This window comes from Micromonospora sp. NPDC051300 (assembly GCF_044455315.1).
Lineage (GTDB): Bacteria > Actinomycetota > Actinomycetes > Mycobacteriales > Micromonosporaceae > Micromonospora > Micromonospora robiginosa.
In genome coordinates, this window is record NZ_JBITEP010000012.1 from 3982 (window position 1) to 30794 (window position 26813).

A 26813-nucleotide genomic window follows, 5' to 3' on the forward strand; every position below is an offset into this window, starting at 1 on the left:
GTGTTTGTCCCAGGCAACCCCGGGGGGGGGGGGGGGGCCGGCCCCCGGCCCCCCCCGGGGGCCCCCGCCCCCGCCGGGGCGGGGGGCCGACGCCGTGGACCGTCAGTAGCCGATCCGCGTGGTGCCGCCGTAGCGCGGCCCGCTGACGGCGCGGTCCCGCCAGGTCGTCTCCGCCAGGCTCGGCCCCCACTGGCGCAGCAGCGTCTCGGCCCCGTCGTAGGCCACCCCGAGCACACTCAGCACCCGGGTGGCGATCTCCGCCGCCGCGGCGGCGCCGACCGGGCCGGCCTCGACCCCGGGCCGGGCGGCGGCGTTCACGGTGACCGCCTCGGCGGAGCCGAGCACCTCGGCGAGCACCCGGGCCAGCGCGGCCCGGCTGCTCTCCACCCAACCGGCCAGCGCGTCCGAGTAGCCGGCGGTGGACTCCAACCGGCCGACCAGGCTCTCCGGCCCCTCGTCGAGGTGCCGGAGCAGGGCGGCGCGCGCGTCGTCGTAGGCCGCGGCGGCCGATCCGGACCAGGCGACCTGGTCGGCGAGGACGGCGCAGGCGTCGTCGTAGCCGCGGACGAGCCGGCGCACCGCGTGACCGGCGCCGGTCAGCGGCGCGGGGTGCAGGTCGAGGAACTCACGCACGGCCGCGCCGGGGAGCACCTGCATCCGGCGCAGCAGCGGCCAGAGCCGGTGCCCCTCGGGAGCACCGGCGGCGAGCAGCGTGTCGACCCGGGTGAGCAGGTCGAGGCCCGGCTCGGCGAGGCGGTCCAGCGCGTCCATCAGGCCTCCCGGGCGAACCGGCGGGACACCGCGTCGTCGGCCGCCGCGTAGCGTTCGGCGGCGCTGCGCAACGCCGCCGCGGCGGCGGCCAGCCGATTCGCGGCGGCCTGTGCCTCACGCGCCCGGTCGGCGGTGGCCGCCGTCCACTGCCGGTGCAGGGCCCGCCCCACCTCGCCGGGCCGGCCGGTGGCGTGGGCGCCGAACGCCGGGTGCGGCGGGTCGGTGGCGGTCACCGTGCGGGCCAGCGTGGCGAGCGTGGCGCCGGCGTCGTCGAGGCGGGCGGCCAGCGCGCGCAGCGATTCCATCTCAGGCTCCCGCCAGCGGCCGGTAGGCCGCGAAGGTCTCGTTGTGCAGCTTCTCCCGGGCCCACTGCGCGGCGTCGGCGGCGGCGGTCACCGCGGCCTGCACCGAGCCGGCCACGTCGCGCGGGTGGCGCTGGTGCAGCGGCCCGAGGAAGCGGACGTCGGTGATCCGTCCGCCGGCGGTGACCACCACCTCGACCAGCCCGTCGGGTGACCGGACGGTGACCTCCACCGTGGCGACCGCCTGGTCGAACTCGGCCTGCAGGGTCCCGATGCGGCGGTAGCGCCGCACCGCCTCCTCGATCCAGGCCTCGTCGATCTCCCCCCGCGCCATCGGCGCACTCCTCCCGGCCGGTCGGCACCGCCGGCCCCACCCCGACGCCGCCATCACTGAGCGTGCCGCCTCGGTCACCACGGCATCACCGGACCGTACCGCACGTCAATCGCGCGTGTCGATGCCCTGTGGACAGCGTGCGGGCGGCGGGTTCAGCCCCGCCAGAGGGAGAGCATCATCGCCTCGACAGCGATCCGTGGCTTGACGTTCGCCTCGATCGCCGCCCGGCACTCCAGCACCGCCTCCAGGCGGCGCAGCGAGCCCTCGGCGTCCCACTTCCGCGCCCCGGCCGCGGCCGTCGTCGCGGTGTCGGTGTGCACCGGTTCGACGGGCGCCCGCAGCGCCATGGTGAGCGCGTCCCGGTAGAAGCCGGCCAGGTCGACCAGCGCCCGGTCGAGCGCGTCCCGCTGGGCCCGGGTGGCCCGCGACTTCTGCCGTCTCTCCAGCTCCTTGAGCTGACCGGCGGCGCCCCGCATGGCGCCGGCCGCGCCCCGGCCGGTGCCGCCCGCGCCGAGCGCGGTCTGCAACGCCGCCCGCTCCGCCTCGTCGGCCTCGGCGACCGAGGCGGCGGCCTCCGCCTCGGCGGCCTCGATCAGCGCCGAGGCGGCGTCGAACGCCGCGCCCACACCGGTGAGCCGGCGCGGCACGGCGAGCACCGCCTCCCGGCGCTGCCGGGCCTCCGGGTCGCGGGCCAGCCGCCGGGCCCGGCCCACGTGCCCCTGCGCGGCGGCGGCAGCCCACTGCGCCACGTCGGGGGCGATGCCGTCCCAACGCTCCAGCACCTCGGCCACCGCGCCGGCCGGCGGCTGGCGCAGCGGCACGACCCGGCACCGCGAGCGGATCGTCACCGAGACGTCGTCCGGGTGGGTGGACGGGGCGCAGAGCAGGAAGACGGTACGCGGGGGCGGCTCCTCGACGGCCTTCAGCAGCGCGTTGCCGGCGGCCTCGGTGAGCCGGTCGGCGTCCTCGATGATCACGATCTGCCACCGGCCGCCGGACGGCGTGCTCGCCGCGCGCAGCACCAGCGCGCGCATCTCGCCGACACCGATGGAGAGCCCCTCGGGCACCACGAGCCGCACGTCGGCGTGGGTGCCGGCCAGCGTGGTGTGGCAGCCGGGGCAGCGGCCGCAGCCGGTGCCGTGCACGCACTGCAACGCGGCGGCGAACGCGCGGGCGGCCACCGAGCGGCCGGAGCCGGGCGGCCCGGTGAAGATCCACGCGTGCGTCATCCCGGCGCCCGGATCGGCCTCGGCGGCGGGCACCTCACCCGGCTCGTCGCCGGGCTGGTCGAACTGTTCGGCGAGCGCGTCGAGGTCGTCGTACCCGTCGGTGTCCCCGCCGCCGGCGGGCGTCGCCACCGGCGCGCCGGCCCGCAGCAGCGCGGCGGCGGACGCGGCGGCCCGTCGCAGCGTCGCCACCGCCTCGTCCTGCCCGACCAGGTCGGCGAAGACGTCGGTCATCTTCGGCGTTGCTCCATCGTCACAAGCTCCGCGTCGGATAACTCGGGCTGGACCGAGGTGTCCGGGCCCTGGGCCGGGCGCGGGTGCACGATCCCGGCCGGGTCGACGAGGAACTCGTCCACCCGGCGCGCGACCGCGGCGGTGATCTCCTCGACCGGTCGCGACGCGTCCAGGACCAGATAACGCTTCGGGTCGCCGGCGGCCAGGTCGAGGAACGCGTAGCGGACCCGCTCGTGGAACGCCACCGACTCGGCCTCCAGCCGATCGGCGTCCTCGTTGCGGGCGGCCACCCGGCTCAGCCCGGTGTGCGGATCGACGTCGAGCAGGACCACCAGGTCGGGCTTGAGCCCGCCGGTGGCCCAGGAGGAGAGCCAGGAGACCTCGTCGACCGGCAGCGTCCGGCCGGCGCCCTGGTAGGCCAGGGACGAGTCGACGTACCGGTCGCTGATCACCACCGCCCCGCGGACCAGCGCCGGGCGGACCACGGTGGCGACGTGGTGGGCGCGGTCGGCGGCGTAGAGCAGCGCCTCGGCGCGCGGCGACGGCGCGGCGTCTCCGGTGGTGCCCAGCACCAGCGAGCGGATCCGCTCGCCGACAGCGGTGGCACCCGGCTCGCGGGTGACGACCACCTCACGGCCCCCGCCGCGCAGCCGCTCGGCGAGCGCGGCGAGCTGGGTGGACTTGCCGGCGCCCTCGCCGCCCTCGAAGACCACGAACAGGCCGGAGGAGACGAACGGCTCGGCCGGCATCAGCGGACGGCCCCGGATCGAGCCCCAGAGGTCGGCGAGGACCGGTACGCCCTTCTTGTCGTCCATCTGGCCGAACGCGCTGATCCCGGCGAAGATGCCTGCGGCGCCGGCCGCGAGGAGCAGCAGTCGGGTCGAGGAGATGGAGATGCCCAGGTCGGCGATGGTGAGCTGGCGGGAGCCGCCGACGCCGACCAGGAGGCTGCTCAGCGCGATGGCGAGGATCAGCACCAGCCGGGTGCCGATCTGCACCACCGCGAAGACCCGGCCGCGCACCTCGTCGGCGACCTCGCCGCCGAGCAGCGTGGTGCCGGCCAGGAACGCCATGCCGGCCCCGGCGCCGACCAGGATCGCGCCGACGATGGCCATGGACAGGTGGATGGCGAACGCGAGCACCAGCACGGACGCGCTGGCCAGCACGATGCTCATGCCGAACCAGCGGCGCCGGGACATGTCCCGCACGATCATCGGGCCGAGCCCGATGCCGAGCGCCAGGCCCACGAAGATGGCGCCGAAGAGCAGCGAGAACGCGGCGTCACCGGCGCCCAGCGAGTTGGCGAAGAACTTGCCCGTGCCGACCACGATGCCGCCGCCGGCGAACGCGCCGAAGATGCCCAGCACCAGGCCGCGCACCAGCGGGGTCTGACCGATGAACTTCCAGCCCTCGGAGAACTGGCGGAACATGCTCTGCTCGGTGCGCGCCGCCTCGCCGCGCTGGGCCTCGCTGATCTCCTTGATCCCGAACGCCACCACGAGCGCGGTGGCCAGCCGGGAGAAGGCGTTGAACCAGAGCGCGAGCTGGGCCGGCTGGGCCCAGTTGGGCAGGTCACCCCCTACCGCGCTGGGCAGACCGCGGGTCAGCACTGCCAGAATGATGGCTGCGGCGACCGGGGTCAGGCCGTACGTGGTGATCAGGGTGAGCTGGTTGGCCGTCTCCAGCCGGGTGCGCGGGATCAGGTTGGGGACCGCCGCCTCCTTGGCCGGGATCCACAGCAACGTGATCGACTCGATCAGGAAGGTGGCGATCAGCGCCCAGCCGACCACCAGGCCACCCGCGGCACCGGTCAGCGCGTAGAGCGGGATCGAGGCGAAGAGCACGAAGCGCAGCAGGTCGCAGATGACCATGGTCCACCGGCGGTCGAACCGGTCGGCGAAGACACCCGCGATCGGGCCGAGCACCAACGCGGGCAGCAGCCGGATCGCGGTCACGCCGCCGAAGGCCGCGCCCTGGGCGGTGCTGCCGGACACCTGGGAGGCGGCGAACAGCGCGGTGGCGAGCAGGCCGAGCCAGTCGCCGAAGGAGGCCGCGCTGAGCACGATCCACAGCCGGCGGAACGGCCGGATGCGCAGCACCGAGCGGATCGCGGCGAAGCCGGACCGGTCGGCCTGTGTGCCGGGCGACGACACGCCGGACGACTCGCCGTTCTTCTGGCTTTCGATGGCCGTACCTCCACGTGCCGGCCCAGGTCTGGGCATCCCCGGTGGAACACTCTAGTCGCGCGGAGGGCACCGCCTGCCGCGACATTCACCTGCTCGCCGAGCCTAGGCCGCCGGGACCCCCGCCCGCAGCCCGGACAGACGCGAGGGTATTTCGCATTGGCGTCCAGACAGTTAGCGTGCAGACGTGGCCATCGACCGTGCCGAACTTCGCGATCGTCTCGACCGGGCGACCGCCCACCTCGACCCGCCGTACGCGGTGGTCGACCTCTCCGCGTTCGACGCCAACGCCGACGCGCTGGCCGGCCGGGCCGGCGGCAAGCCGCTGCGGGTGGCGAGCAAGTCGGTGCGGGTCCGCGAGCTGCTCACCCGGGCGCTCAAGCGGCCCGGCTGGCACGGCGTGATGGCCTTCACCCTGCCCGAGGCGCTCTGGCTGGCCCGGGGCGGTGTCGCCGACGACGTGCTGGTCGCCTACCCCACCGCACACCGGGGGGCGCTCGCCGACCTGGCCGGAGACCCGACCGCCGCCGAGGCGGTCACCCTGATGGTCGACGACGCCGCGCAGCTCGACCTGATCGACCGGGTGTGCCCGCCGCAGCGCCGGCCCGCGCTGCGGATCTGCCTGGACCTGGACGCCTCCTGGCGACCGCTGCGGGGTCGGGTGCACGTCGGCGTGCGCCGCTCGCCGGTGCACAGCGCCCGGGCGGCCGGCGCGCTCGCCGCCGCCGTCGCCGGCCGGCCGGGCTTCCGGCTGGTCGGCCTGATGTCGTACGAGGCACAGATCGCCGGGCTCGGTGACGCCCCGCCCGGGCAGGCGCTGACCGGCTCCGCGATCCGGGTCGCCCAGCGCGGGTCGTACCGGGAGCTGCTGGCCCGCCGGTCGGCCGCGGTCGCCGCCGTCCGCGAGCACGCCGACCTGGAGTTCGTCAACGGCGGCGGCACCGGCAGCGTGGCCGCCACCAGCGCCGACCCGGCGGTCACCGAGGTCACCGCCGGCTCCGGGCTCTACGGGCCGACGCTGTTCGACGCGTACCGTGCCTGGCGGCCGACCCCGGCGGCGTTCTTCGCCTGCGCGGTGGTCCGCCGGCCGGCGCCCGGGCTGGCCACCGTGCTCGGCGGCGGCTGGATCGCCTCCGGCCCGGCGGCGGCGAGCCGGCTGCCCCGGCCGTGGCTGCCGGCCGGATTGACGCTGCTCGGCGCGGAGGGCGCGGGCGAGGTGCAGACGCCGCTCGCCGGCGACGCGGCGGACGCGCTGCGGGTCGGCGACCGGGTCTGGTTCCGCCACGCCAAGGCAGGTGAGGTGTGCGAGCACGTCAACGAGGTGCACCTGGTGGAGGGCGACGCCGTGGTGGCGACCGCGGCCACCTACCGGGGCGAGGGCCGGGCCTTCCTCTGACATGACGACGGCGGGTCCTGGCGCACTCTCAGAACCCGCCGCCCGGCGTGCCGCTCAGCCCTGGCGCACGGCCTCGACCGGGGCGTTGACCTGCCGGTGCAGGTATTCCCGGATCAGCGCCTTCGCCTCGACCAGCACCCGCTCGTCGCCGTCCGCGCGGCGGCGGAACGCCAACTTGATCAGGGCGTCCGCGGCCTCGACCGCGACCTCCAGGTGGAACCGCAGGTCGGGCACCCCGGCCAGGCCGAACCGCTCGGTGAGTACGCGGGCGAGCTGCTCGGCGATCACGCCGTTGTTGTCCCGCTGGTCGTCCAGCAGGTGCAGGTCGACCACGTCGCCGAAGTGCAGGGTACGGAAACCGGGGACCGTGCGGTGCATCGAGATGTACTCGTCGATCGCCGCGTCGACCCCGTCCCACCAGTGGGTCAGGTCGTCCGAGGCGAAACGCTCGTCGAGCCGCTGGAGGTAGGACTCCATCGTGCGCAGGGTCAGCGCCTGCACGATCGCCCGCTTGTCCGGAAAGAACTGGTAGACGGACCCGATCGCCACCTCGGCACGCTCGGCGAGCAGGGTCGTGGTCAAGCCCTCGTACCCCACCTCGTCGACGAGCTCGGCGCAGGCGTCCAGCATCCGCTGGACGCGCGCGACACTTCGACCCTGCACCGGTACCCGACGCAGCGGCCCGGTCGTGGCGGCTGGTGTGGACACTCGGCGCCACCCCCCTTCGACGGATGAACATATCTGCACGTCACGAGACCGTGACTACCGGTACAACGAGCCGGGCTCGATTGCGGTATTTACCAGGCACAACGTTCCTGATATGAATTCAGTTCATATTCATGTCGAGGAGTGTTCGCCATGGCCGGTCCCCCCGCCGCCTGGTCCAACTGGGCCGGCAACCAACACAGCACGGCGCTGGTCACCGAGCGCCCCCGTAGCGTGGCGGACGTCGCCGCGGCGGTCCACCGCGCCGCCGACGCCGGCCGGAGCATCCGGGCCGTCGGCAGCGGCCACTCCTTCACCGCCACCGCCGTCGCCGACGGGCACCGGCTCGACCTCGCCGAGCTGGAGACCGACGTCACCGTCGACGTGACACGCCGCCTGGTCACCGTACCGGCCGGGATGACGCTGCACACGCTCAACGCCCTGCTCGCCGGGCACGGGCTGGCCATGCCCAACCTCGGCGACATCGACGCGCAGACCATCGCCGGCGCGCTCTCCACAGGCACCCACGGCACCGGCGCGAAGCTCGGCTGCCTCTCCACCTTCGTGGCCGGGCTGACGCTCGTCACCGGCACCGGCGAGGTGCTGCGCTGCTCCGCCGACGAGCACCCCGACGTGTTCGACGCGGCGCGGGTCGGGCTGGGCGCCCTCGGCGTGCTGGTCGAGGTCACCCTGCGCTGCGTGGACGCGTTCGTGCTGCGCGCCCACGAACGGCCGGCCGCGCTCTCCGACGTGCTCGCCGACCTGCCCGGTCTCTACGAGCCGCACGACCACGCCGAGTTCTACTGGTTCCCCTACACCGACCGGGTCCAGGTCAAGACCAACGACCGGGTACCCGCCGACGACCGGCCGCTGCCCCGCTGGCGCGGCTGGCTGGACGACGAGTTCCTGTCCAACACCGTCTTCGCCGGGGCCTGCCGCCTCGGCCGCGCCGCGCCCGCCCTGGCCCCCCGGATCAGCGCCGTGTCCGCCCGCGCGCTCACCGAACGCACCTACACCGGCCGCTCCGACCGGGTCTTCTGCACCCCGCGCCGGGTCCGCTTCGTGGAGATGGAGTACGGCCTGCCGCGCGACGCGCTGACCGAGGCGCTCACCGAACTGCGCCGGATCGTCGACCGGATGCCGTTCAAGGTGCTGTTCCCGGTCGAGGTGCGGTTCACCGCCGCCGACGACATCTGGCTCTCCCACTCCTACCGGCGCGACTCCGCCTACATCGCCGTCCACCAGTACGCCGGCATGCCGTACGAGCCGTACTTCCGGGCGTTCGAGCAGGTGGCGACCGAGCTGGGCGGGCGGCCGCACTGGGGCAAGCTGCACTGGCGCGACGCCGGGTCGTTGGCGTCCGCCTATCCGAGATTCGGCGACTTCCAGGCCCTGCGGGCCCGCCTGGACCCCCAGCGCCTCTTCGAGAACCAGTACCTCCGCCAGATCCTCGGCTCCTGAGGCGAGATCTTGGAAGATGGCGGCCCTCCTGGGGGCCGTCCGCTTCCAAGATCTGCCGGGGATCCTCAGCCCGGCCAGCCGGCAGCGCGGAGGGCGGTGCGAAGTTGGGCGAGCACCGTCTCCGGGTCGGCGCGCAGAGCCCAGGAAGGAAACCGGAGAACCCGGTCACCTTCCACCCAGAGGTCGTTCTGTCGGCGCATGTCCGCCCAGGCGTGCGCGGGATCGAGATGCTGTCCGCCGTCCACCTCGACGTGCACCCGCCACTGTTCGAAGTAGGCGTCGAGGTAGCGCCGCCGGCCAGCCGAGTCGCGCCGGACCACCTGGCGGGTCGGCTCGGGCAGACCGCCGCGCCGCACCAGCGTGAGCAGGTCCAGCTCACCGAGGGAGTGCGCGCCACCTGCGGCGTCGAGGGCGGTGGACAGGATCAGCCGGCGGCGACGGATTCGCGGCATCCGGGTGAGCACCTCGTGCAGCTCGGTGTCGACGATGAGGCGCTGCTGGAAGGCGGCCGCCACGATCGCCCGGGACTGAGCGTCGGACGGTGCCCACTGGGCCGCGTCGACCACCGACCGGGCCATCGAGGTGCGTGGCGGCTGCCCGACCGGCACCACGTCCCGTTCCGGCAGACGGGTCGTCCGGTGCGCCAGCACACCGGCCGGCAGGGGAGCGCGACGAACAGTGGCCGGCAGAAGCAGGTGCACGACCCGGTCCGGAAACCCCCGTAACCCGCCCGCCCGGGCTGCGGTGATGCCGCCGATCAGCGCGGCGGGGCCGGCAGCCAGCACCGCGATCCAACGACGCTGAGCGGAACTGACCGGGCCGTTGTGCGCCACGAGGACCCCTCGATGGGCCTGGCGCCACCGGCCCGTCGCCAACCGGTGCCGGATCGCCTTGCGGCTGAGGTGAGCAGAGGCTTGGCCGACGCTGAGCACGTCCTCCTGCCGGAAGAGCAACCAGGTCAGCTCGTCCGCGTCATCCGAGGGGAGCGCTCGCCGCATCCCCGCCCAGGAAGCCACCACCCGCCCGACATTGCCCGCCCGGACCGGCCTCCCGCCGCCCCTGTGGACAACTCGAAGATCTTGGAAGGAGACGGCCCCCAGGAGGGCCATTTCCTTCCAAGATCACTCGTTCGGGGTTGCGGTCGCCTTCCTGGGGGCCGCCTTCTTGGCCGGGGCCTTCTTGGCGGCCGTGGTCTTCTTGGCCGCTGCGGTGGTCTTCTTCGCGGCCGTGGTCTTCTTGGCCGGGGCGGCCTTCTTGGTGGCCTTCTTCTTCGGGGCCGGGCCCTTCGCCCGCTTCTCGGCGAGCATCTCGGACGCCTCTTCCAGCGTCAGCGCCTCCGGCGTCTGCGCGCGCCGCAGCGACGCGTTGAACTCCCCGTCCGTGACGTACGGGCCGAAGCGGCCGTCCTTGATCACCAGCGGCTTCTCGGTGAGCGGGTCGACGCCCATCTCCCGCAGCGGCGGCGCGGCGGCCCGACGCTGGCGCGTCTTCGGGGCGGCCAGCAACGCCAGCGCCTCGTCCAGCGTGACGGTGAACATCTTGTCTTCCGAGTCCAGCGAGCGGAACTCGTCACCGCGCTTGACGTACGGGCCGTAGCGGCCGTTGTTGGCGAAGACCTCGCCGCCGTCCGGGGCCACGCCCACCAGCCGGGGCAGGCTGAGCAGCCGCAGCGCCTGGTCCAGGGTGAGGTCGTCAGGCGACTGCGACCGCAGCAGCGACGACTTCCGCTCCCCGCTGGCCACGTACGGGCCGAAGCGGCCGGACTTGAGCAGGATGGGCTCGCCGGTCGACGGGTCGTCGCCGAGCTTGCGCTCGCCCCCGCCGCCGAGGAACAGCTCGTGCACCTTCTCCGGGGTCAGCTCGTCGGGGGCCAGGCCCTCCGGGATCGGCGCCCGGTCACCCTGGGCGCCGCCCTCCTCGCCCTCGGCTGCCGGCGCCGGCTGCTCGCCGCCCGGCAGCGCCCGCTGGAGGTACGGCCCGTAGCGGCCGACCCGGACGACGACCTCGCGCCCCTCGTCGTCGGTGTGCAGCAGGATGGAGTTGACGCTGCGCGCGTCGATCTCGCTGAGGTTTTCGGTGACCAGCTTCTTCAGCCCACCGGCGTGCGCGATGGCCTGGTCGCCGGTCCCGTTGGCGCTGCCGAAGTAGAAGGAGGTCAGGAAGTCGACCGCGGCGTGGTCGCCGCCGGCGATCTCGTCCAGCTCGTTCTCCATGCTGGCGGTGAAGTCGTAGTCGATCAGGCGCGGGTAGTGCCGCTCCATCAGCCCGATCACGGCGAACGCCAGGAACGTCGGGATCATCGCCTGGCCGCGCTTGACGACGTATCCCCGGTCCTGGATGGTCTGCATGATCGACGCGTAGGTGGAGGGGCGGCCGATGCCCAGCTCCTCCAGCGCCTTGACCAGCGACGCCTCCGTGTAGCGCGACGGCGGCTGGGTGTGGTGGCCCTGCGCGGCCAGCTCGTCGGCGGTCAGCGGCTGGTCCTTGACCAGCGTGGGCAGCCGCCGCTCGGCGTCCTCGGCCTCGGCGTTCTCGTCGTCGCTCGACTCGACGTAGGCGCGCAGGAAACCCGGGTCGGTGATGGTCTTGCCGGTGGCGCCGAAGTCGGCCTCCTCCTGCGCCGACGACACGGCCCGGATCCGCACCGACACACTGGAGCCGACCGCGTCGGTCATCTGCGAGGCGATGGTGCGCCGCCAGATCAGCTCGTAGAGCTTGAACTCCTCGCCGGACAGCTCCTTGGCCACGTCGCCCGGGGTGCGGAAGTTGTCCCCCGCCGGGCGGATCGCCTCGTGCGCCTCCTGCGCGTTCTTCACCTTGCCGGTATAGCGGCGCGGCTCCGGCGGCACGCTGCGCTCGCCGTACAGCTCGACGATCTGCCGGCGGGCCGCGGCGATCGCGGTCTCCGACAGGTTCACCGAGTCGGTACGCATGTAGGTGATGTAGCCGTTCTCGTAGAGCCGCTGCGCGGTGCGCATCGTCTGCTGTGACGAGAACCGCAGCTTGCGGGCCGCCTCCTGCTGGAGCGTGGAGGTGATGAACGGCGCGTACGGGCGACGGCGGTAGGGCTTCTCCTCGACCCGGGTGACGGTGAACGGCCGGTCCGCCAGGCGGGCGGCGAGCCCGCGGGCCCCGCCCTCGTCGAGGTGGACGACGCCCGCGCCGGCGCGGACCCGGCCCGTGGTCGGCTCGAAGTCCTTGCCGGTGGCGATCCGGTCGCCGTTCAGCGCGACGAGCGTGGCGTTGAAGGTGCGCGGGCCCTCGCCCGGCTTCGCCACCGCCAGGGTGGCCAGGATGTCCCAGTATTCGGCGGTGCGGAACGCCATCCGCTGGCGCTCCCGCTCGACCACGATCCGGGTCGCCACGGACTGCACCCGGCCCGCCGAGAGCTTCGGCATGACCTTCTTCCACAGCACCGGGGAGACCTCGTAGCCGTAGAGCCGGTCGAGGATGCGCCGGGCCTCCTGGGCGTCGACCAGGTCGCGGTCGATCTCCCGGGGGTTGGCCACCGCGGCCTGGATGGCCGGCTTGGTGATCTCGTGGAAGACCATCCGCTTGACCGGCACCTTGGGCTTGAGTGTCTCCACCAGGTGCCAGGCGATCGCCTCGCCCTCGCGGTCCTCATCCGTGGCCAGGAAGATCTCGTCGACCTCCTTGGCCAGCTTCACCAGCTTGCTGATCTGCTGGCGCCGGTCGGCGGAGACCACGTAGAGCGCGTGGAAGCCGTTGTCGACGTCGACGCCGAGGCGCGCCCACGGCTCGCCCTTGTACTTCGCCGGGACGTCGGCGGCGTTGCGGGGCAGGTCCCGGACGTGGCCGAAGCTGGCCTCCACGACGTACCCCGGGCCGAGGTAGCCCGAGATCGTCTTGGCCTTCGCCGGTGACTCGACGATGACCAGACGGGTGGTTCCAGCGTTGCTCGGCACGTCTCTCCCCGACCTCACTCCTACGCCATGCCCGCTTCGGGCCGTGTTGCACCGTCCGGACCGTCGGTGGCCCGGACGTCCAACGTAACGCGCCGTCCACGTTCCGGGTTTCGTGGGCGGCAAACGGGTCGCTCCCCGGCGACCGCCGGCCGAACCCTGCCGGACGGCGCCACCGTACACCGTGGGTAGGGCGCCGAGCGGGTCACTGTGACGATCACACACCGCCCGGCGGAGGTCACCCCGGTCGTTTTCCTGCCCCGAGCAGCCGGAGCGGGTGTCCGTGATCGGACACCCGGCGGGGTTGCGCGGCCGGTCAGCCCGGCCAGTCGCCTACCGGCGCGGCCGGGGGCCGCTCCCCCACCAGTTCGGCGAGCCGGCGCACCCGCCGCCCCCCGATCCGGTACGCCGGCCCGCCCTCGTCCGGCTCGACGAACGCGGCCGGCAGTCCCACCGCCGCCAGCGCGGCGCGCACCGCCGGCCAGGTCGGCTCGTCGGCCGGGCCGAGCCCGAGCCGGAACCCGGCCGGCTCGGCCATCCCGGCGGCGGCGACCCAGAGCCGCAGCCGCCGCCCGTCCAGGTGGAACCGGGCCGGTGGCCGCTTCGCGGCGCCCCGCAGCCAGGCCCGCGCGAGCGGGGCCAGGGTGGTCGCGTACGCGGTGCGGACCCGGTGCCGGCCGTCCTCGGTCGGCTCCCAGCTCGCCGGCACCCCCCGGGCGCGCAGCTCGGCCACCAGCACGTGCACCCGCCAGGCCGCGTCCACCACCACGGCGAGCCGCGCCGTGCCACCCATCCGCACCACCTCCGCCGGCCCGGCGAGCAGGCCGGCGAGGTCCGCCAGCGCGGGATCGGCCGCCTCGGTGGAGAACAGCGAGGGCTGGCGGGCCGGATGCGGGGAGGGTGGCGTCAGCGACACTCCGGGACCTCGTCGAAGGCCTCTTTGAGTTCGGGCGAGTTGAGCCTGCTGGTGTCCAGCGCGCTCGCGTCGTACTCCTTGTTCAGCGTGTCCACGGCGGCGCGCACGCCGTCGTAGAACGGGCCGGCCTGGGCGGTGTCGAGCCCGTCGATGGTGGTCCGGGCCCGGCCGTAGGCGTCGCGCATCTTGCCCAGCGAGCCCCGGAACCCGGCCGAGACCTCGGTGCCGCGCTCGACCTCGGGCACGCCCGCCTCCTCGACCTTGCGCCGGGCCGTCTCGCTGGCCTGCTCGGCCCCGGCGAAGAGCCGCACCAGGTTCTCCTTGGCCTGCGTCGGCGTGGTCTGCGCGGTCATCTGCTGCTGGGTGCTGCTGGTCAGCTTGGAGATCTCCGCGCGCCACGGGCCGAGCGCCTGGCAGACCGAGGCGGCCCAGGCCCGTGGACTGGGGCCGCCGCAGCCGGCGACGACGAGCACGAGCGTGGCCAGGACCACCGTGAGCTTTCCGGCGGTCGCCGCCCGGCACGTACGCATGCGATGCAGCGTACGACCTCCGGGTGGAACTGCCACCGGTCAGGTTTGGCACGGTTCCCGGCCGGCCGACGGCCGACCGGGAACCGTCCGGTGGAGATCAGGCGTTGACCGTCTCCGCGTGCTGGTCCGGCGTGCCGGCCCCACGGTCGGAGTCGTCCATCGCCACGCCCTTGCGCTTGCTGAACACCACTGCCGCCACGATGATCAGCGCGGCCACCACGGCGATCGTGATCCGCAGCGGGGTGTTCCGGTCGTCGCCCACGCTCCAGGCCACCACGGCCGGGGCGATCAGCAGCGAGACCAGGTTCATCACCTTGATCAGCGGGTTGATCGCCGGGCCGGCGGTGTCCTTGAACGGGTCGCCGACGGTGTCGCCGATGACCGTGGCGGAGTGCGACTCGGAGCCCTTGCCGCCGTACGCGCCGTCCTCGACCAGCTTCTTGGCGTTGTCCCAGGCACCGCCGGAGTTGGCCAGGAAGACCGCCATCAGCGTGCCCGCGCCGATCGCGCCGGCCAGGTAGGAGGCGAGCGCGCCCGGGCCGAGGCCGAAGCCGACCGCGATCGGGGCCAGGATGGCCAGCAGGCCGGGGGTCATCAGCTCGCGCTGCGCGTCCCGGGTGCAGATGTCCACGACCTTGCCGTACTCGGGCCGCTGGGTGCGGTCCATGATGCCGGGCAGCTCGCGGAACTGACGGCGTACCTCCATCACCACCGCGCCGGCCGAGCGGGAGACCGCGTTGATGGCCAGACCGGAGAAGAGGAAGACCACCGCCGCGCCGATGATCAGGCCGACCAGGTTGCGCGGGTTCGCCACGTTCAGCGCGTTGAGGATCTCGGTGCCGACGTCGCCGACGCCCGCGTCCGCGTACGACGAGCGGAGCGTGTCGGTGTACGAGCCGAACAGCGCGGTCGCGGCCAGCACCGCGGTGGCGATCGCGATGCCCTTGGTGATCGCCTTGGTGGTGTTGCCTACCGCGTCCAGCTCGGTGAGCGTCCGCGCGCCGTGCTCGTCGATGTCGCCGGACATCTCCGCGACGCCCTGCGCGTTGTCGGAGATCGGGCCGAACGTGTCCATCGCGACGATGACGCCGACGGTGGTGAGCAGGCCGGTGCCGGCCAGCGCGACCGCGAACAGCGACAGCGTGATCGAGCTGCCGCCGAGCAGGAACGCGCCGAACACGCCGGCGCCGATGAGCAGCGCCGAGTAGACCGCCGACTCCAGGCCGACGCTGATGCCGGCGAGGATGACGGTGGCGGCGCCGGTCTGCGAGCTCTTGCCGATGTCCTGCACCGGACGCTTGTTGGTCTCGGTGAAGTAGCCGGTGAGCGCCTGGATCGCGGCGGCGAGCACGATGCCGATCACGACCGCGCCGATGGCCACCAGTCGCGGGTTGCGGTCCACGTCGGTCAGCCCGCCCTCCAGCTCACCGAAGGTGGCCGGCAGGTAGGCGAACGCGGCGACCGCCACCAGCACCGCGGAGATCACCGCGGAGATGTAGAAGGCCCGGTTGATCGCGGTGAGGCCGTTGCGGTCGCTGGTGCGCAGCCGGGTGATGAACACGCCGACGATCGCGACCAGCACGCCGATGGTGGAGATGATCAGCGGGAAGACCAGGCCGTCCTCGCCGAACGCGGCCCGGCCGAGGATCAGCGCGGCGACGAGCGTGACCGCGTACGACTCGAAGAGGTCGGCGGCCATGCCGGCGCAGTCACCGACGTTGTCGCCGACGTTGTCGGCGATGGTCGCGGCGTTGCGCGGGTCGTCCTCCGGGATGCCCTGCTCGACCTTGCCGACCAGGTCGGCGCCGACGTCGGCGGCCTTGGTGAAGATGCCGCCGCCGACCCGCATGAACATCGCGAGCAGCGCGGCGCCGAAGCCGAAGCCCTCCAGCACGGTCGGGGCGTCGCCCTTGAACAGGATGACGACCAGCGCCGCGCCGAACAGGCCGAGGCCGACGGTGAGGAAGCCGACCACGCCGCCGGTGCGGAAGGCGATCTTCATGGCGCCCTCGCGCCCGCCTTCGCGCTCGCGCGCGGCGGCGGCGACCCGCAGGTTGGCGCGGGTGGCCAGCCACATGCCGGCGCCGCCGATGAACGCGCTGAACAGCGCACCCACCACGAAGAACGCCGAGCGGCCGATCTTCACCAGCGTCTGGTTGCCGTCGGTGTCGTGCACCGGCAGCAGGAACAGCAGTACGACGGCGATCACCACGAAGATCGCCAGGGTGCGGAACTGCCGCAGCAGGTACGCGGACGCGCCCTCCTGCACCGCCCCGGAGATCTCCTGCATGTTCGTGGTTCCCGTACCGGCTGCCAGTACCGCCTTGGTCAAGGCGGCGGCGAAGACGAGCGCCACCAGCGCGATGACCGCGGCGATGACGACGTACGTCACGTTGGCTCCGGTAAGGGACAGTGCGCCGCCGTCGGCGGCCAAGGTCCCGGACATCTGTGTCCTCCTGTACCGAACACGCGTCGGCTCGTGGAGACGCACGGTCCGACGCCTGGATGCGAACTCGCCAGCGCGCGCCATCCACCCGTTCCCGCTGGCTGCGGGCAGCGATCACTTGCTGACAACCCGGGTACTGTAGCCCTCCCGCGTGGTGAGGGTCACACCGAGGGGGCACCCACTCTTGATGATCTTCGTAACTGTGTTATGCGAGGAAATCTGATATATAGGGCGGTCGACACGACGAGGCCGCGCTCCCCGTCGGGGAACGCGGCCTGCGGACGGAACGGGTCAGGCGCGGCCGGCCGGCCAGGCCATCCGGACCTCGGTGCCGACACCCTCGTCGACCGGGCGGACCTGGAGGTCCTCCACGAAACCGGCGAGCAGGGCGAAGCCCACGCCGGTGGTGAGCGCGTCCTCGCTGAGCGACTCCTTGGCCAGCTCGTCCGGGCCGAGCGCGGCCAGCCCGAGGCCCGCCTCGATCGGGGCCCGGTCCACCACCCGCACCGTGTACGAGCCGCCGTCGGACATCTCCACGTACACCGGCTCCGCCAGCCCGTACTGCCGGTGCAGGGCGACCGCCCGGGTGCACGCCTCACCGATGGCCAGGCGCACCTCGTCGAGCAGGTCCTCACGCACGCCGGCCCGACGGGCCACCGCGACACCGACCAGACGGGCGGTGCGGACGTGGACCGGGGCGGGCGAGAAGGAGAGCTTGACGGTGGCCATCACGCGCCGGTGGAGTCGGCGGCGATCGCCGCGTCGACCGTCGGGTGCAGCGGGAAGACCTGGTCCAGCGCGGTGATCCGGAAGATCTTGAGCAGCGGCTCCTTGTCGCAGACCAGCGCGAACGAGCCGCCGGCCGACCGGAGCCGCTTGAGCGCGCCGACCAGCACGCCGAGCCCGGTGGAGTCCAGGAAGTCCACCCGCCCCAGGTCCACCACCACGTGGCGGGCCCCGCCGTCGATCAGCTCGATGAGCCGTTCCCGCAGCCGGGGGGCGGTGTAGACGTCCACCTCACCGCCGACCTCCAGCACCGTGTGCTCCCCCACGGCGTGGGTCGCCAGCGACAGCTCCATCGGCCCCTCCTCGGTAAACTCTCCTGGGCATCTAACCATCCTCCGCGCGACCGCCCCGGGTCGCCGGCCTGCCCGTCCCCATACCCCCACCCTGCGGTTCCCAATTCCGAACACCAGTGCGAGAGTGCAGGACGTGACCGACGACAGGCCCGGCCCGAGGCACGCCCCGGGCGAGCTGCTGCGGCGGTTGCGGCTGCGCCACACCACCGACCCGGTCACCCACGTCGAGCGGGTCCCGGCCCGCGCCGGCGAGCCCGCGCCGTGGCCCGACTGGGCGCCGGACGACCTGCGGGCGGCGTTCGCGCGACGCGGCGTCGTCACCCCGTGGCGGCACCAGACCGAGGCCGCCGAGCTGGCGTACGCGGGCCAGCACGTCGTGGTGGCCACCGGAACGGCGTCCGGCAAGTCCCTGGCGTACCAGCTCCCGGCGCTGAGCACCCTGCTCGACGACCCCCGCGCCACGGTGCTCTACCTCGCCCCGACCAAGGCGCTCGCCGCCGACCAGCTCCGCGCCGTCGCCGCCCTGGACCTCGACGGGGTACGCCCCGCCACCTACGACGGGGACACGCCGCGCACCGAGCGGGAGTGGATCCGCCGGCACGCCCGGTTCGTGCTGACCAACCCGGACATGCTGCACCACGGGATCCTCCCCGGGCACGCGCACTGGTCCGGCTTCCTGCGCCGGCTCGCGTACGTGGTGGTCGACGAGTGCCACACCTACCGGGGCGTGTTCGGCTCGCACGTCGCGCACGTGCTGCGACGACTGCGCCGGCAGTGCGCGCGTTACGGGCGTACCCCCGTGTTCCTGCTTGCCTCCGCCACGTCGGGCGACCCGGCGACGGCGGCCGGGCGGCTCACCGGCCTGCCCGTCACCGCCGTCACCGAGGACACGTCGCCGCGCGGCGGGGTGACGTTCGCGCTCTGGGAGCCGCCGCTGCTGCCGCCGCCCTCCTCGGACGTGGAACTCGCCGACCTGGTGTCGGTCCGGCGCTCCGCGCTGCGGGAGACCGCCGACCTGCTCGCCGACAGCGTGGTCGAGGGGGTCCGCACGCTCGCCTTCGTCAGGTCCCGCAAGGGTGCCGAGGTGGTCGCCGCGACCGCGCGGCGGACGCTCGACGAGGCGGTGCCCGGGCTGGGCGGCCGGGTGGCCGCCTATCGCGCCGGCTACCTGCGCGAGGAACGCCGGGAGCTGGAACGGGCGCTGCTGCACGGCGACCTGCTCGGCCTGGCCAGCACCAACGCGCTCGAACTCGGCGTCGACCTGGTCGGGCTGGACGCGGTGGTGATCTGCGGCTGGCCTGGCACCCGGGCCTCGCTCTGGCAGCAGGCCGGGCGCGCCGGGCGCAGCGGCGACGAGGCCCTCGCGGTGCTGGTGGCCCGGGACGACCCGCTCGACACCTACCTGGTGCACCACCCGGAGGCGCTGTTCGGGCGGCCGGTCGAGGCCACCGTGCTCGACCCGGCCAACCCGTACGTGCTCGCGCCGCAGCTCGCCTGCGCCGCGCACGAGGCCCCGCTCACCCCCGCCGACCTGGACCTCTTCGGCGAGGGGGCGAAGGAGGCGGTGGACTCGCTGGTCGAGGCGGGCGCGCTGCGGCAGCGGCCCACCGGCTGGTACTGGCGGCACCGGGAGCGCCCCGAGGTCGACCTGCGCGGCGAGGGCGGCGCGCCGGTCTGCGTGGTGGAGGAGTCCACCGGCCGGCTGCTCGGCACCGTCGACGGCGGCTCCGCCCACTTCCTGCTGCACACCGGCGCGGTCTACCTGCACCAGGGCGTCTCGTACGTGGTCGACACGCTCGACCTGGCCGACGGGTGCGCGCTCGTGCACGCCGAGGAGCCGGACTGGTCCACCCACGCCCGGGACGTCACCTCGCTCTCGGTGGTCTCCGTCCGCTCGTACACCGACGCCGGGCCGGTCGGGCTCTTCCTCGGCGAGGTGGACGTGACCAGCCAGGTAGTGTCCTACCAGCGGCGCCGCATCGCCACCGGCGAGGTGATCGACACCCGTCCGCTGGACCTGCCGGCGCGCGAGCTGCGTACCGTCGCGGTCTGGTTCACGCTCTCCCCCGGGTCGCTGGCGCGCGCCGGGGTGGAGGCGGCGGACGTGCCCGGGGCGCTGCACGCCGCCGAGCACGCCGCGATCGGTCTGCTGCCGCTGATGGCGACGTGCGACAGGTGGGACATCGGCGGGCTGTCCACCGCCCTGCACCCGGACACCGAGGCGCCTACCGTCTTCGTCTACGACGGTCACCCCGGCGGGGCGGGCTTCGCCGAGCGGGCGTACCGGACTGCCACCGCCTGGTTGCGCGCCACCCGCGACGCGATCGTCGAGTGCGGGTGCGAGACCGGGTGCCCGTCCTGCGTCCAGTCCCCGAAGTGCGGAAACGGCAACAACCCGCTGGCCAAGCCGGAGGCGGTGAAGGTCCTCGACGTGGTCCTCACCAACCTCGCCGCCGCATCGCCCCGCGCGGCCGCGTCGGAGACGACGCCGCACGGCGGGGTGACCCTGGACGTGGAGCGCGGCGGGGTGCTACCGCGGCAGGACGACCGGGCGGCCCGGCGATCCCCCACCGCCCACAACCCGACGGACTGACCCCCACCCCCACCCCCTTCGTCGATCATGCGGTTCCGGCCCACATCTTGTCCCTTTCACCCCGATCCGCCCGGGCAGCGAGTGCATGATCGGCGAGGTCCCGCGTCTGGTTGGTGGGACGGGGGCTTGAGGTCGGCGGCGTTGGGGCATTGATGCATGGGAGCGCTTCCATGCATCATTTCCGGTATCGCAGACGTGACCCCGACACCCGCCCGCCGGAGGTGCCACCGTGGCCGACACGATCGCCGAGACCGTCGAGCTGCTCTACACGATCGACCAGGAAAGCCTCACGCCCGACCAGCAGATCGCGCTGGGCACGGCGCTGGCGAACCTGGCGCAGGCGGAGCGGCTGGAGCAGATAAACGAACGCCTGCGCGGCATCCACCAGGTGCTCAACACCTGGGCGATGAAGGCCACTGTCGACGGCGGCCGCTGACCCTCCCGCGGTGTCGCGCCGACCACGGCGTCCCCGGAGGGTTCCCCGGCTCGCCGAGGCGGGCATGGCCTACCGGCGGCCAGCCCCCGTCGGGCGTCGCCCGGCGCCCCCACCCTGACCGGCCGGGGCAGGGCGAGTCGACGGGCGGACCGCCGACCGGGGTCGGGCGGGCGGACGGGGCGGCGGGCTCGGCGTTTGGTGGGCGCGCGCTGGTGGCAGGGCTGTGCGAGACTCCGGCGACCCCTCGAAGGAGATCAGATGTCGCTCGACAGCCTGCAGGCGCAGCACCGGTTCATCGTCCGCCAGCGAATCCGGATGATGGTCAACCAGTACGAGGTGCACGCCGTGGCACCGGACGGCTCCGAGGGCGGGCTGCTCGCGTTCGCGCAGCAGAAGCGGCTCGCCTTCAAGGAGCAGGTCACCATCTACACCGATGACACCAAGCAGTACCCCCTCCTCGGCTTCAAGGCCCGTCAGCGCCTCGACCTGGGCGCCACGTACGACGTGACCGACCACGCCGGCAACCCGATCGGCCTGTTCCGCAAGGACTTCGCCCAGTCGCTGCTGCGGTCGACCTGGCACGTCGAGCAGCCCGGCCTGCCGCCGGCGACCGGGCAGGAGCGCAGCCTGCCGGTGGCGCTGCTGCGCCGCTTCGTCGACTCGCTCTCCTGGCTGCCCTACCACTTCGACTTCCTGGCCGGCGGCCAGCCGGTGTTCTCCGTCGACAAGAAGTGGGGCCTGCGCGACCGGTACGTCGTGGACATCCCGCACCCGCACATCGACCGTCGACTGGTGATCGCCATGGCGGTGGGCCTGGACGCCCTCCAGTCCCGCTGACCCCGACGCCGGCCGGCGAACCCCGTTCACGGCGGGCTCCGCCGGCCGGCCGCCCGGTCACGTCGCGCGTCCCACCCGATTCTGTTGCGGACCCCGCGCGCAGGCTGCCCACTCCTGTCCTGAGCAGCGCCGGTCGGGATGCTCCTGTCCTGAGCACCACCGGCCGGCCCGCTCCTGTCCTGAGCACCACCGGTCGGGATGCCGCTCCGGGCCGGCCTCAGGGGTCGCCGATCCGGGCCGGACCGGCACGTGATGTCGCCGTCGCGGCGCGGACCAGCCCGGGCAACGGCGCGACCCGCACCTGCGCCGTGACTATCACGTCGAGACCGTCGGTCCGGCAGCCGGTCAGCCGGCCGCCGTTGGCCGCCACCAGCGTCGCGGCCCGCCCGCACGCGGCGTCCGGTCCGTCGAGCGCACGACCGGCGCCCGCGAGCGCCCCGAAGTCGGCCGCGACCCGGGCCTGGTGACGGGCGCACCGGGCCGCCCCGAGCCCGGCCCCGAACAGGCCCACCAGCACGAACACCAGCCCGAGCGCGAGCAGGCAGACGGTCGCCCCACCTCGGTCGACGGTCGTCGGGGTGTCCGCCCCGTCCACGGACCGGCCGGAGCCGGACGGCGCAGGCCCGAGCGGCGGCGGTCCCGCGGCGGTCACGGCACCGGACCGGGAGCGCCGGGCTCCACGGCGGCCACCGCGACGCCCGACACGGTCAATCGGGGCAGCCGCGCGCCCAGTGCCCGGACCGGCGCTCGGACGGTGGCGGTCACCAGGTCCCCGGTCACGGTCACCGTCACCTCCGCGCCGGCCGGCGCGTAACGGGCGCCCGCGGCGACGCCTGGCTCACCGCGGGCGGCGGCGAGGGCAGCCTCCCGGGCCGCGTCCACGCAGCCCGCCCGGGTGGTCACCGCGTCGACCGAGGTGAGCCCGGCGAAGAGGAGAAGCATCAACGCCGGCAGGCCGGCCGCCAACTCGGCGGTGAACGATCCCCGCTCCCGGAGATCCCACGACCGGGGCCCCACGACGACGCCGCGCCGGCCGTCGAACGGCGTCGTCGTGCCGGCCGCCGAAACCGTCGACGCGCCGAGCCGGCGGCCGGCCCACCGGCGCCCGCTCACTTCAGGGCCCGGTCGATCACCGCGGTCAGGGCGGACTGCACGTTTCCGGAGGTGAGCACCTTCAGCAGGATTCCGGCGAAGGCGACCGCGGCGAGGGTGCCCACGGCGTACTCGGCCGTGTTCATGCCGGCGTCACCCCGCAGGCGGGCGAGGAGTTTGCGCATGTCGTACGTCCCTTCTCGATGGTTCACAGCACGTCGCCGAGGACGGCGACGATCACCGGCACCAGACCGGCGAGAATGAAGGCGGGCAGGAAGCACAGCCCGAGCGGCAGCACGATGAGCACCCCGGCGCGCCGGGCGGACGCCTCGGCCGCGGTCGAGCGTTCGGCCCGGAGGTCGTCGGCGAGCCGGGTGAGCGCGCCGGCCAGCGCGGCGCCACTGTTCGACGAGCGGATCGCGGCGCCGACCAGGCTTCCCGCTCCGGTCACGGGCCGCAGGTGGGCCCACGCCTCCGTCGGCGTACCGCCCAGGTGCAGCGTGCGGCCGACCCGGCCGAGTCGGTCCGCGAGCGGGCCGCCGAGCGCCTCCGCGACCGCGAGCGCCGAGCGGTCCACCGGCGCGCCGGCCCGCAGCGCCGCGGCCAGCAGATCGGCGGCGAGTGGCAGGTCGGCGGCCTCCCGCAGACGCCGTTCCCGCGCGTCGCGGGGCTCGATCCGGCGGAGCAGGCGATCGGCGGCGACGCCGGCCAGCGGCCCGGCGAACAGGCCCACCCACCCGCCGACGACCACCGCCACGGCCAGCCCGGCCAAGCCGGCGCCCAGCCGGATCCGGTCCGGCCACCAGGACGGCCGGGCCGGCCGGGGGGCGGCGGCGAGCCGGCGCAGCCGCCCGGCCGGGCGGGCGACCGGCCCGGCCACGACGAGGAGCGACGCGGCACCCCCGAGGCAGACGGCGGCCACCACCTGCCGGGACATCAGGCGGTCCGCCCGGGCCCCGCGCCGAGCCGCTCCGCCCAGAGCAGCCCGCCGACCTGCAGGACGACCGCCGCCACGGCGCTGCCGCCGCCGACCGGCGTGTGCAGGAGCACGGCCACCGGGTCGACCCCGATGGCGTAGCCGAGGCCGATCCCGCCGAGCGGCAGGGCGGCGAGCAGCCAGGCGGTCGCCCGGGCACCGGCGGCCTGGGCAGCGGCGGCGGCCAGGCCCCGGTCGGCCGCGCGGGCGTCGGCCTCGATCCGCTCCAGCAGGTCGGCCAGGGGCGCACCGGTCCGGTCGGCTAGGCGCACCGCCGACCGGCACAGTCGGGCGATCCGCCCGGAGCCCTCGTCGAGCACCGCGCCGCTGGGCAGGCCGGCGCGCAGGTCGGCCGCCGCGCCGCCGAGCCGGTCGAGCTCCCGGCGATGGGCCAGGTCGGCTGCCCGCTGTGCCTGGCGACGCACCGCCGCGCGGGCCGCGAGCGCGCCGTAGGCGGCCAGCACCAGCGCGGCCACCGGGCCGCCGAGGAGCGCACCGAGCACCCCGCCGAGCACCGCCGCCGCCGACACCGCGCGCCGGGCCGACACCGCCGTGCGAAGTCGCCACCGGGGAGCGTGGCGGTCGAGAACGGCCCGGCGTCGCGCACGGCTCGGGAGGGTGCCCGGTCGGGGCAACCGGTCGAACCGGGCGGGCGGGCGTGCGAACCCGACCGATGCCCGACGCGCCGGTCCTCGGGCACCCGCGGCCCTCCCGCCGCCGACAGGGCGCGGACCGCCGGACGCCCCTCCCGCATGGAGGACCGCCCGCCGCCGGACCCGCCCGACGCGTGCCGGCCAGGCGACCGCCGCGGCGGCGCCGGCCAGGAGCGCGACCACCAGCCAGAGCTGGCCGGTCACGACGAACCGCCGGGCCAGACCGACCGAAGGATCGGCGGTACCGGCACGCCACGCTCCCGCAGCAGGTTGCCGAGCGACCTGGCGGCCAGGCCGAGGCCACGGCCGCGTATCCAGGCCGGCACCACGGTCACCACCCGGTCGGGCCCTTCCGGCAGAAGCAGGCCGATCGAGTCGAGCACCCGCCCCGCGCCGGTCCGCCGGAGTTGGAGGACCACCTGCAACGCGGCGGAGACCTGGGCGTGCAGCGCGACCCGGGGCAGCCCGCCGAGCATCCCGAGTGCCTCCAGCCGGGCCGGCACGTCCGTCGGGGCGTTGGCGTGCAGCGTCCCGGCGCCACCGTCGTGACCGGTGTTCAACGCGGCCAGCAGGTCGACCACCTCGGCGCCCCGGCACTCGCCCACCACCAGCCGGTCCGGCCGCATCCGGAGCGCCTGCCGGACCAGGTCGCCGAGCCCGACCGTGCCGGCGCCCTCGACGTTCGCGGTGCGCGCCTGCAACCCGATCACGTGCGGATGCACCGGACGCAGCTCGGCGGCATCCTCCACCAGGACGATCCGCTCGTTGCCGGGCACCAGCCCGAGCAGCGTGTTGAGCAGGGTGGTCTTGCCCGATCCGGTGCCACCGGTCACCAGGTAGGCCAACCGGGCGGCCACCAGCGCGTCGAGCAGCGGGGCGACCGCCCGGGGCACGGTGCCGTGCTCGACCAGCTCGTCCAGCGTGAACGGTCGCTGCCGGAAGGTACGCAACGACAGGTAGGGGCCGTCGGTCGCCACCGGCGGCAGCACGGCGTGCAGCCGGGTGCCGTCGGGCAGCCGCGCGTCGGCGTACGGCGAGGCGTCGTCGAGCCGGCGCCCGGCGGCCGCGGTCAGCCGCTGCGCCAACCGACGCACGTCGTCGACAGTGCCGAGCGGGACGGCCACCTGGTGCAGCCCCCGGCCCCGGTCGACCCAGACCCGGACGCCGTTCACCAGCACGTCGGTGACCTGCGGATCCGCCAGGAACGGTGCGAGCGGACCGGCGCCGACGAGGTCGTCGTGCACCCGCCCGGCGAGGCGCAGCAGAGTGGTGTCACCGAGCACACCGGCGGCCGGCTCGGCGCGTACCGCGGAGACGACCGCGGCGGACGTGACAGGCGTGGCCTCGGCGGCGAACCGGTGCCGGACGCGGGCGGCGAGCTCCCCCGGGTCGGCCGGCCCGGTCACGCCGCACCCGCCGCCGGCCGGCCGGTCAGCTCGTCGACGAGCCGTTGGCAGAGCGCGGCGAGTGGGCCCTTGCCGGTGGCGCCCGGCGCCTCGCCGCGTTCCAGCCCTCGGCACAGGCCGGGCTCGGGCCGGAGCGTGCCGGCGAGCGGAAGGCCGAGCGCGCGGGACACCTCCGCCGCCCGGAGCCGCCCCGGCGCCGGACCTCGCACGATCACCGACAGGTCGGCGCAGTGCGGGGCCACGACGGCGGCCACCCGGGCCGCGGCGGCGGTGGCCCGCAGCTCCGCGGGCACCACGAGCAGCGCCCGGTCGGCGGCCTGGAGGGCGATCACCGCCGCGTCGTCGAGATGTCGGGGCAGGTCGAGCACCACCAGGTCCCGCCCGCGCCGACCGGCGTCGACAGTGGCGGCCATCGCCTCGGCCGGCAGGTGCCGTAGGTCGCCCCGGTCCCACGAGAGGACCACCAGGTCACCGCGGCTGGGCAGGGCACGGACCAGCGCCGGCGGATCCACCCGCCCGTCGGCGCCGGCCAGCTCGGGCCAGCGCAGCCCGTCGAGCTGCTCCCAGCCGAGCACCAGGTCCAGCCCGCCACCGAGCGGATCGGCGTCGACCAGGAGCGTGCGCAGCCGGGCCCGGGCCGCGCTGACGGCGAGTCCACCGGCAAGCACGCTGGCACCGGCGCCGCCGCGCCCGCCGAGCACCGCCACGACCCGCGCCGGGCTGGCGCCCGCCGGCCCGACCAGGCACTCGGCGAAGCGGTCGACCAGCCAGGGCTCCGCCGCCGGCAGGGCCGCGACGTGCTCGGCGCCGATCAGCTCGGCCAACTCCGTACCCGGATCGAGCTGATCGGCGCGACCTACCAGGACGGTGCGCGGACGTCGTGGCAGGCGGGCCCGCAGGCAGGCCGCCGCCTGGTCGGCGCCGACCAGCACCAGCGGCGCCGGCGCCCACCGGGCGCGGGCGGCGGCCGGATCGGCCGCCAGCTCGACCTCGGTGCCGCCGGCCGCGGCGAGCCGCAGCAGTTCGTCGAGCAGGTCGCCGTCGGCGGTGACCAGCAGGGGCAGCCGGCGGTACGGCGGGAGCGGGGTACGGGGCGGCATGGCGGCCTCCATCGGTCGGACTCGGACGTGCCGCGCAGCAGCCTGCCCAATCGGCCGAGCCGGACGGGGCACGCCGCGGGCCGTTCTGTGGACAACGGCGCGATGTGGACAGAGCCCGACCGACGAGTGGATCTGCTATGCCACCGGTCGGCACGGACAGGCCGCCAGCCATTGACTAAGGGGATTGTCCGTCCCGCATAATCGGATCCCTTGC

Annotated in this window: 25 protein-coding genes; 5 read left to right on the forward strand and 20 right to left on the reverse strand. The window is 74.6% G+C overall.

The genetic code is table 11. The features are described from left to right. Nucleotides 1-102 precede the first annotated feature (102 nt). From ACIA5A_RS15480 to tmk, 5 genes are all read right to left on the reverse strand, one after another. Nucleotides 103-771 (reverse strand): hypothetical protein, encoded by a 669-nt coding sequence (locus ACIA5A_RS15480; RefSeq protein ID WP_396761807.1) that lies wholly within the window; start codon nt 769-771, stop codon nt 103-105. Next, the gene (locus tag ACIA5A_RS15485; RefSeq protein WP_396761810.1) at nt 771-1076 is read right to left on the reverse strand and encodes a hypothetical protein; all 306 of its coding nucleotides are present in this window, start codon (nt 1074-1076) and stop codon (nt 771-773) included. Before ACIA5A_RS15485 ends, ACIA5A_RS15480 begins: the two co-directional genes overlap by 1 nt. A gap of 1 nt (nt 1077) precedes the next feature. Next, complete coding sequence (locus tag ACIA5A_RS15490; protein ID WP_396761813.1) at nt 1078-1407, reverse strand: YbaB/EbfC family nucleoid-associated protein; 330 nt, start codon at nt 1405-1407, stop codon at nt 1078-1080. A 152-nt stretch (nt 1408-1559) separates the two neighbouring features. Beyond that, entirely contained in the window at nt 1560-2867 is a 1308-nt protein-coding gene (locus tag ACIA5A_RS15495) for a DNA polymerase III subunit delta' (protein WP_396761816.1), read from the reverse strand. After that, complete coding sequence (tmk, locus tag ACIA5A_RS15500) at nt 2864-4930, reverse strand: dTMP kinase (RefSeq protein WP_396762222.1); 2067 nt, start codon at nt 4928-4930, stop codon at nt 2864-2866. Before tmk ends, ACIA5A_RS15495 begins: the two co-directional genes overlap by 4 nt. A 307-nt stretch (nt 4931-5237) precedes the next feature. On the opposite strand from tmk, the gene ACIA5A_RS15505 reads away from it, so the two are divergent. Continuing rightward, nucleotides 5238-6446 (forward strand): amino acid deaminase/aldolase, encoded by a 1209-nt coding sequence (locus tag ACIA5A_RS15505; RefSeq protein ID WP_396761819.1) that lies wholly within the window; start codon nt 5238-5240, stop codon nt 6444-6446. Between the two features lie 54 nt (nt 6447-6500). Here the strand turns inward: ACIA5A_RS15505 and ACIA5A_RS15510 are convergent, their stop codons facing one another. Further along, nucleotides 6501-7076, reverse strand: a complete 576-nt coding sequence (locus tag ACIA5A_RS15510; RefSeq protein WP_181572633.1) for a TetR/AcrR family transcriptional regulator — start codon at nt 7074-7076, stop codon at nt 6501-6503. Between the two features lie 228 nt (nt 7077-7304). Between ACIA5A_RS15510 and ACIA5A_RS15515 the strand changes: the two genes are divergently transcribed. Continuing rightward, complete coding sequence (locus ACIA5A_RS15515) at nt 7305-8612, forward strand: D-arabinono-1,4-lactone oxidase (protein ID WP_396761822.1); 1308 nt, start codon at nt 7305-7307, stop codon at nt 8610-8612. Nucleotides 8613-8677: 65 nt separating this feature from the next. On the opposite strand, the gene ACIA5A_RS15520 is transcribed toward ACIA5A_RS15515, so the two are convergent. The 7 genes from ACIA5A_RS15520 to ACIA5A_RS15550 all read right to left on the reverse strand — a co-directional run bounded on the left by ACIA5A_RS15520 (nt 8678) and on the right by ACIA5A_RS15550 (nt 17506). Next, entirely contained in the window at nt 8678-9631 is a 954-nt protein-coding gene (locus tag ACIA5A_RS15520; RefSeq protein ID WP_396761825.1) for an endonuclease domain-containing protein, read from the reverse strand. A 102-nt stretch (nt 9632-9733) separates the two neighbouring features. Then, on the reverse strand, nt 9734-12538 hold the full coding sequence (gene topA / locus ACIA5A_RS15525; protein ID WP_396761828.1) for a type I DNA topoisomerase: 2805 nt from the start codon (nt 12536-12538) through the stop codon (nt 9734-9736). A 313-nt stretch (nt 12539-12851) separates the two neighbouring features. Continuing rightward, on the reverse strand, nt 12852-13451 hold the full coding sequence (locus tag ACIA5A_RS15530; RefSeq protein ID WP_396761831.1) for a hypothetical protein: 600 nt from the start codon (nt 13449-13451) through the stop codon (nt 12852-12854). Next, a complete protein-coding gene (locus tag ACIA5A_RS15535) occupies nt 13442-13981 on the reverse strand; it encodes a hypothetical protein (protein ID WP_396761833.1) in 540 nt (179 codons plus the stop codon). The genes ACIA5A_RS15530 and ACIA5A_RS15535 overlap by 10 nt, the downstream gene beginning before the upstream one ends. Before the next feature lie 97 nt (nt 13982-14078). Next, nucleotides 14079-16427 (reverse strand): sodium-translocating pyrophosphatase, encoded by a 2349-nt coding sequence (locus tag ACIA5A_RS15540; protein WP_396761836.1) that lies wholly within the window; start codon nt 16425-16427, stop codon nt 14079-14081. Between the two features lie 291 nt (nt 16428-16718). After that, on the reverse strand, nt 16719-17156 hold the full coding sequence (locus ACIA5A_RS15545; RefSeq protein WP_181571355.1) for an ATP-binding protein: 438 nt from the start codon (nt 17154-17156) through the stop codon (nt 16719-16721). Further along, nucleotides 17156-17506 carry an STAS domain-containing protein gene (locus ACIA5A_RS15550; RefSeq protein WP_091062772.1) on the reverse strand — a complete coding sequence of 117 codons (351 nt, stop codon included), beginning with the start codon at nt 17504-17506 and terminating at the stop codon, nt 17156-17158. Before ACIA5A_RS15550 ends, ACIA5A_RS15545 begins: the two co-directional genes overlap by 1 nt. A 37-nt stretch (nt 17507-17543) precedes the next feature. Here ACIA5A_RS15550 and ACIA5A_RS15555 point away from each other — a divergent pair, with 37 nt between their 5' ends. The 3 genes from ACIA5A_RS15555 to ACIA5A_RS15565 all read left to right on the forward strand — a co-directional run bounded on the left by ACIA5A_RS15555 (nt 17544) and on the right by ACIA5A_RS15565 (nt 21372). Next, nucleotides 17544-20099: a DEAD/DEAH box helicase gene (locus ACIA5A_RS15555; protein ID WP_396762225.1), complete on the forward strand. Its 2556-nt coding sequence runs from the start codon at nt 17544-17546 to the stop codon at nt 20097-20099. A 229-nt stretch (nt 20100-20328) separates the two neighbouring features. Beyond that, the gene (locus ACIA5A_RS15560) at nt 20329-20535 is read left to right on the forward strand and encodes a hypothetical protein (RefSeq protein ID WP_089154522.1); all 207 of its coding nucleotides are present in this window, start codon (nt 20329-20331) and stop codon (nt 20533-20535) included. 258 nt (nt 20536-20793) lie between these two features. Next, nucleotides 20794-21372: a hypothetical protein gene (locus tag ACIA5A_RS15565; RefSeq protein ID WP_396761840.1), complete on the forward strand. Its 579-nt coding sequence runs from the start codon at nt 20794-20796 to the stop codon at nt 21370-21372. Nucleotides 21373-21589: 217 nt separating this feature from the next. On the opposite strand, the gene ACIA5A_RS15570 is transcribed toward ACIA5A_RS15565, so the two are convergent. The 7 genes from ACIA5A_RS15570 to ssd form a co-directional block, all read right to left on the reverse strand. Then, nucleotides 21590-21967 carry an Rv3654c family TadE-like protein gene (locus ACIA5A_RS15570; protein WP_396761843.1) on the reverse strand — a complete coding sequence of 126 codons (378 nt, stop codon included), beginning with the start codon at nt 21965-21967 and terminating at the stop codon, nt 21590-21592. Between the two features lie 53 nt (nt 21968-22020). Continuing rightward, nucleotides 22021-22389, reverse strand: coding sequence for a TadE family type IV pilus minor pilin (locus tag ACIA5A_RS15575; protein ID WP_396762228.1), 369 nt, complete (start codon nt 22387-22389; stop codon nt 22021-22023). A 92-nt stretch (nt 22390-22481) separates the two neighbouring features. Further along, a complete protein-coding gene (locus ACIA5A_RS15580) occupies nt 22482-22649 on the reverse strand; it encodes a DUF4244 domain-containing protein (RefSeq protein WP_076470820.1) in 168 nt (55 codons plus the stop codon). A 23-nt stretch (nt 22650-22672) separates the two neighbouring features. Next, nucleotides 22673-23401, reverse strand: a complete 729-nt coding sequence (locus tag ACIA5A_RS15585; protein ID WP_396761847.1) for a type II secretion system F family protein — start codon at nt 23399-23401, stop codon at nt 22673-22675. After that, entirely contained in the window at nt 23401-23988 is a 588-nt protein-coding gene (locus tag ACIA5A_RS15590; protein ID WP_396761850.1) for a type II secretion system F family protein, read from the reverse strand. The genes ACIA5A_RS15585 and ACIA5A_RS15590 overlap by 1 nt, the downstream gene beginning before the upstream one ends. A 305-nt stretch (nt 23989-24293) precedes the next feature. Beyond that, entirely contained in the window at nt 24294-25499 is a 1206-nt protein-coding gene (locus tag ACIA5A_RS15595; RefSeq protein ID WP_396761853.1) for a TadA family conjugal transfer-associated ATPase, read from the reverse strand. Then, entirely contained in the window at nt 25496-26599 is a 1104-nt protein-coding gene (gene ssd, locus ACIA5A_RS15600; RefSeq protein ID WP_396761856.1) for a septum site-determining protein Ssd, read from the reverse strand. The genes ACIA5A_RS15595 and ssd overlap by 4 nt, the downstream gene beginning before the upstream one ends. Between the last annotated feature and the right edge of the window lie 214 nt (nt 26600-26813).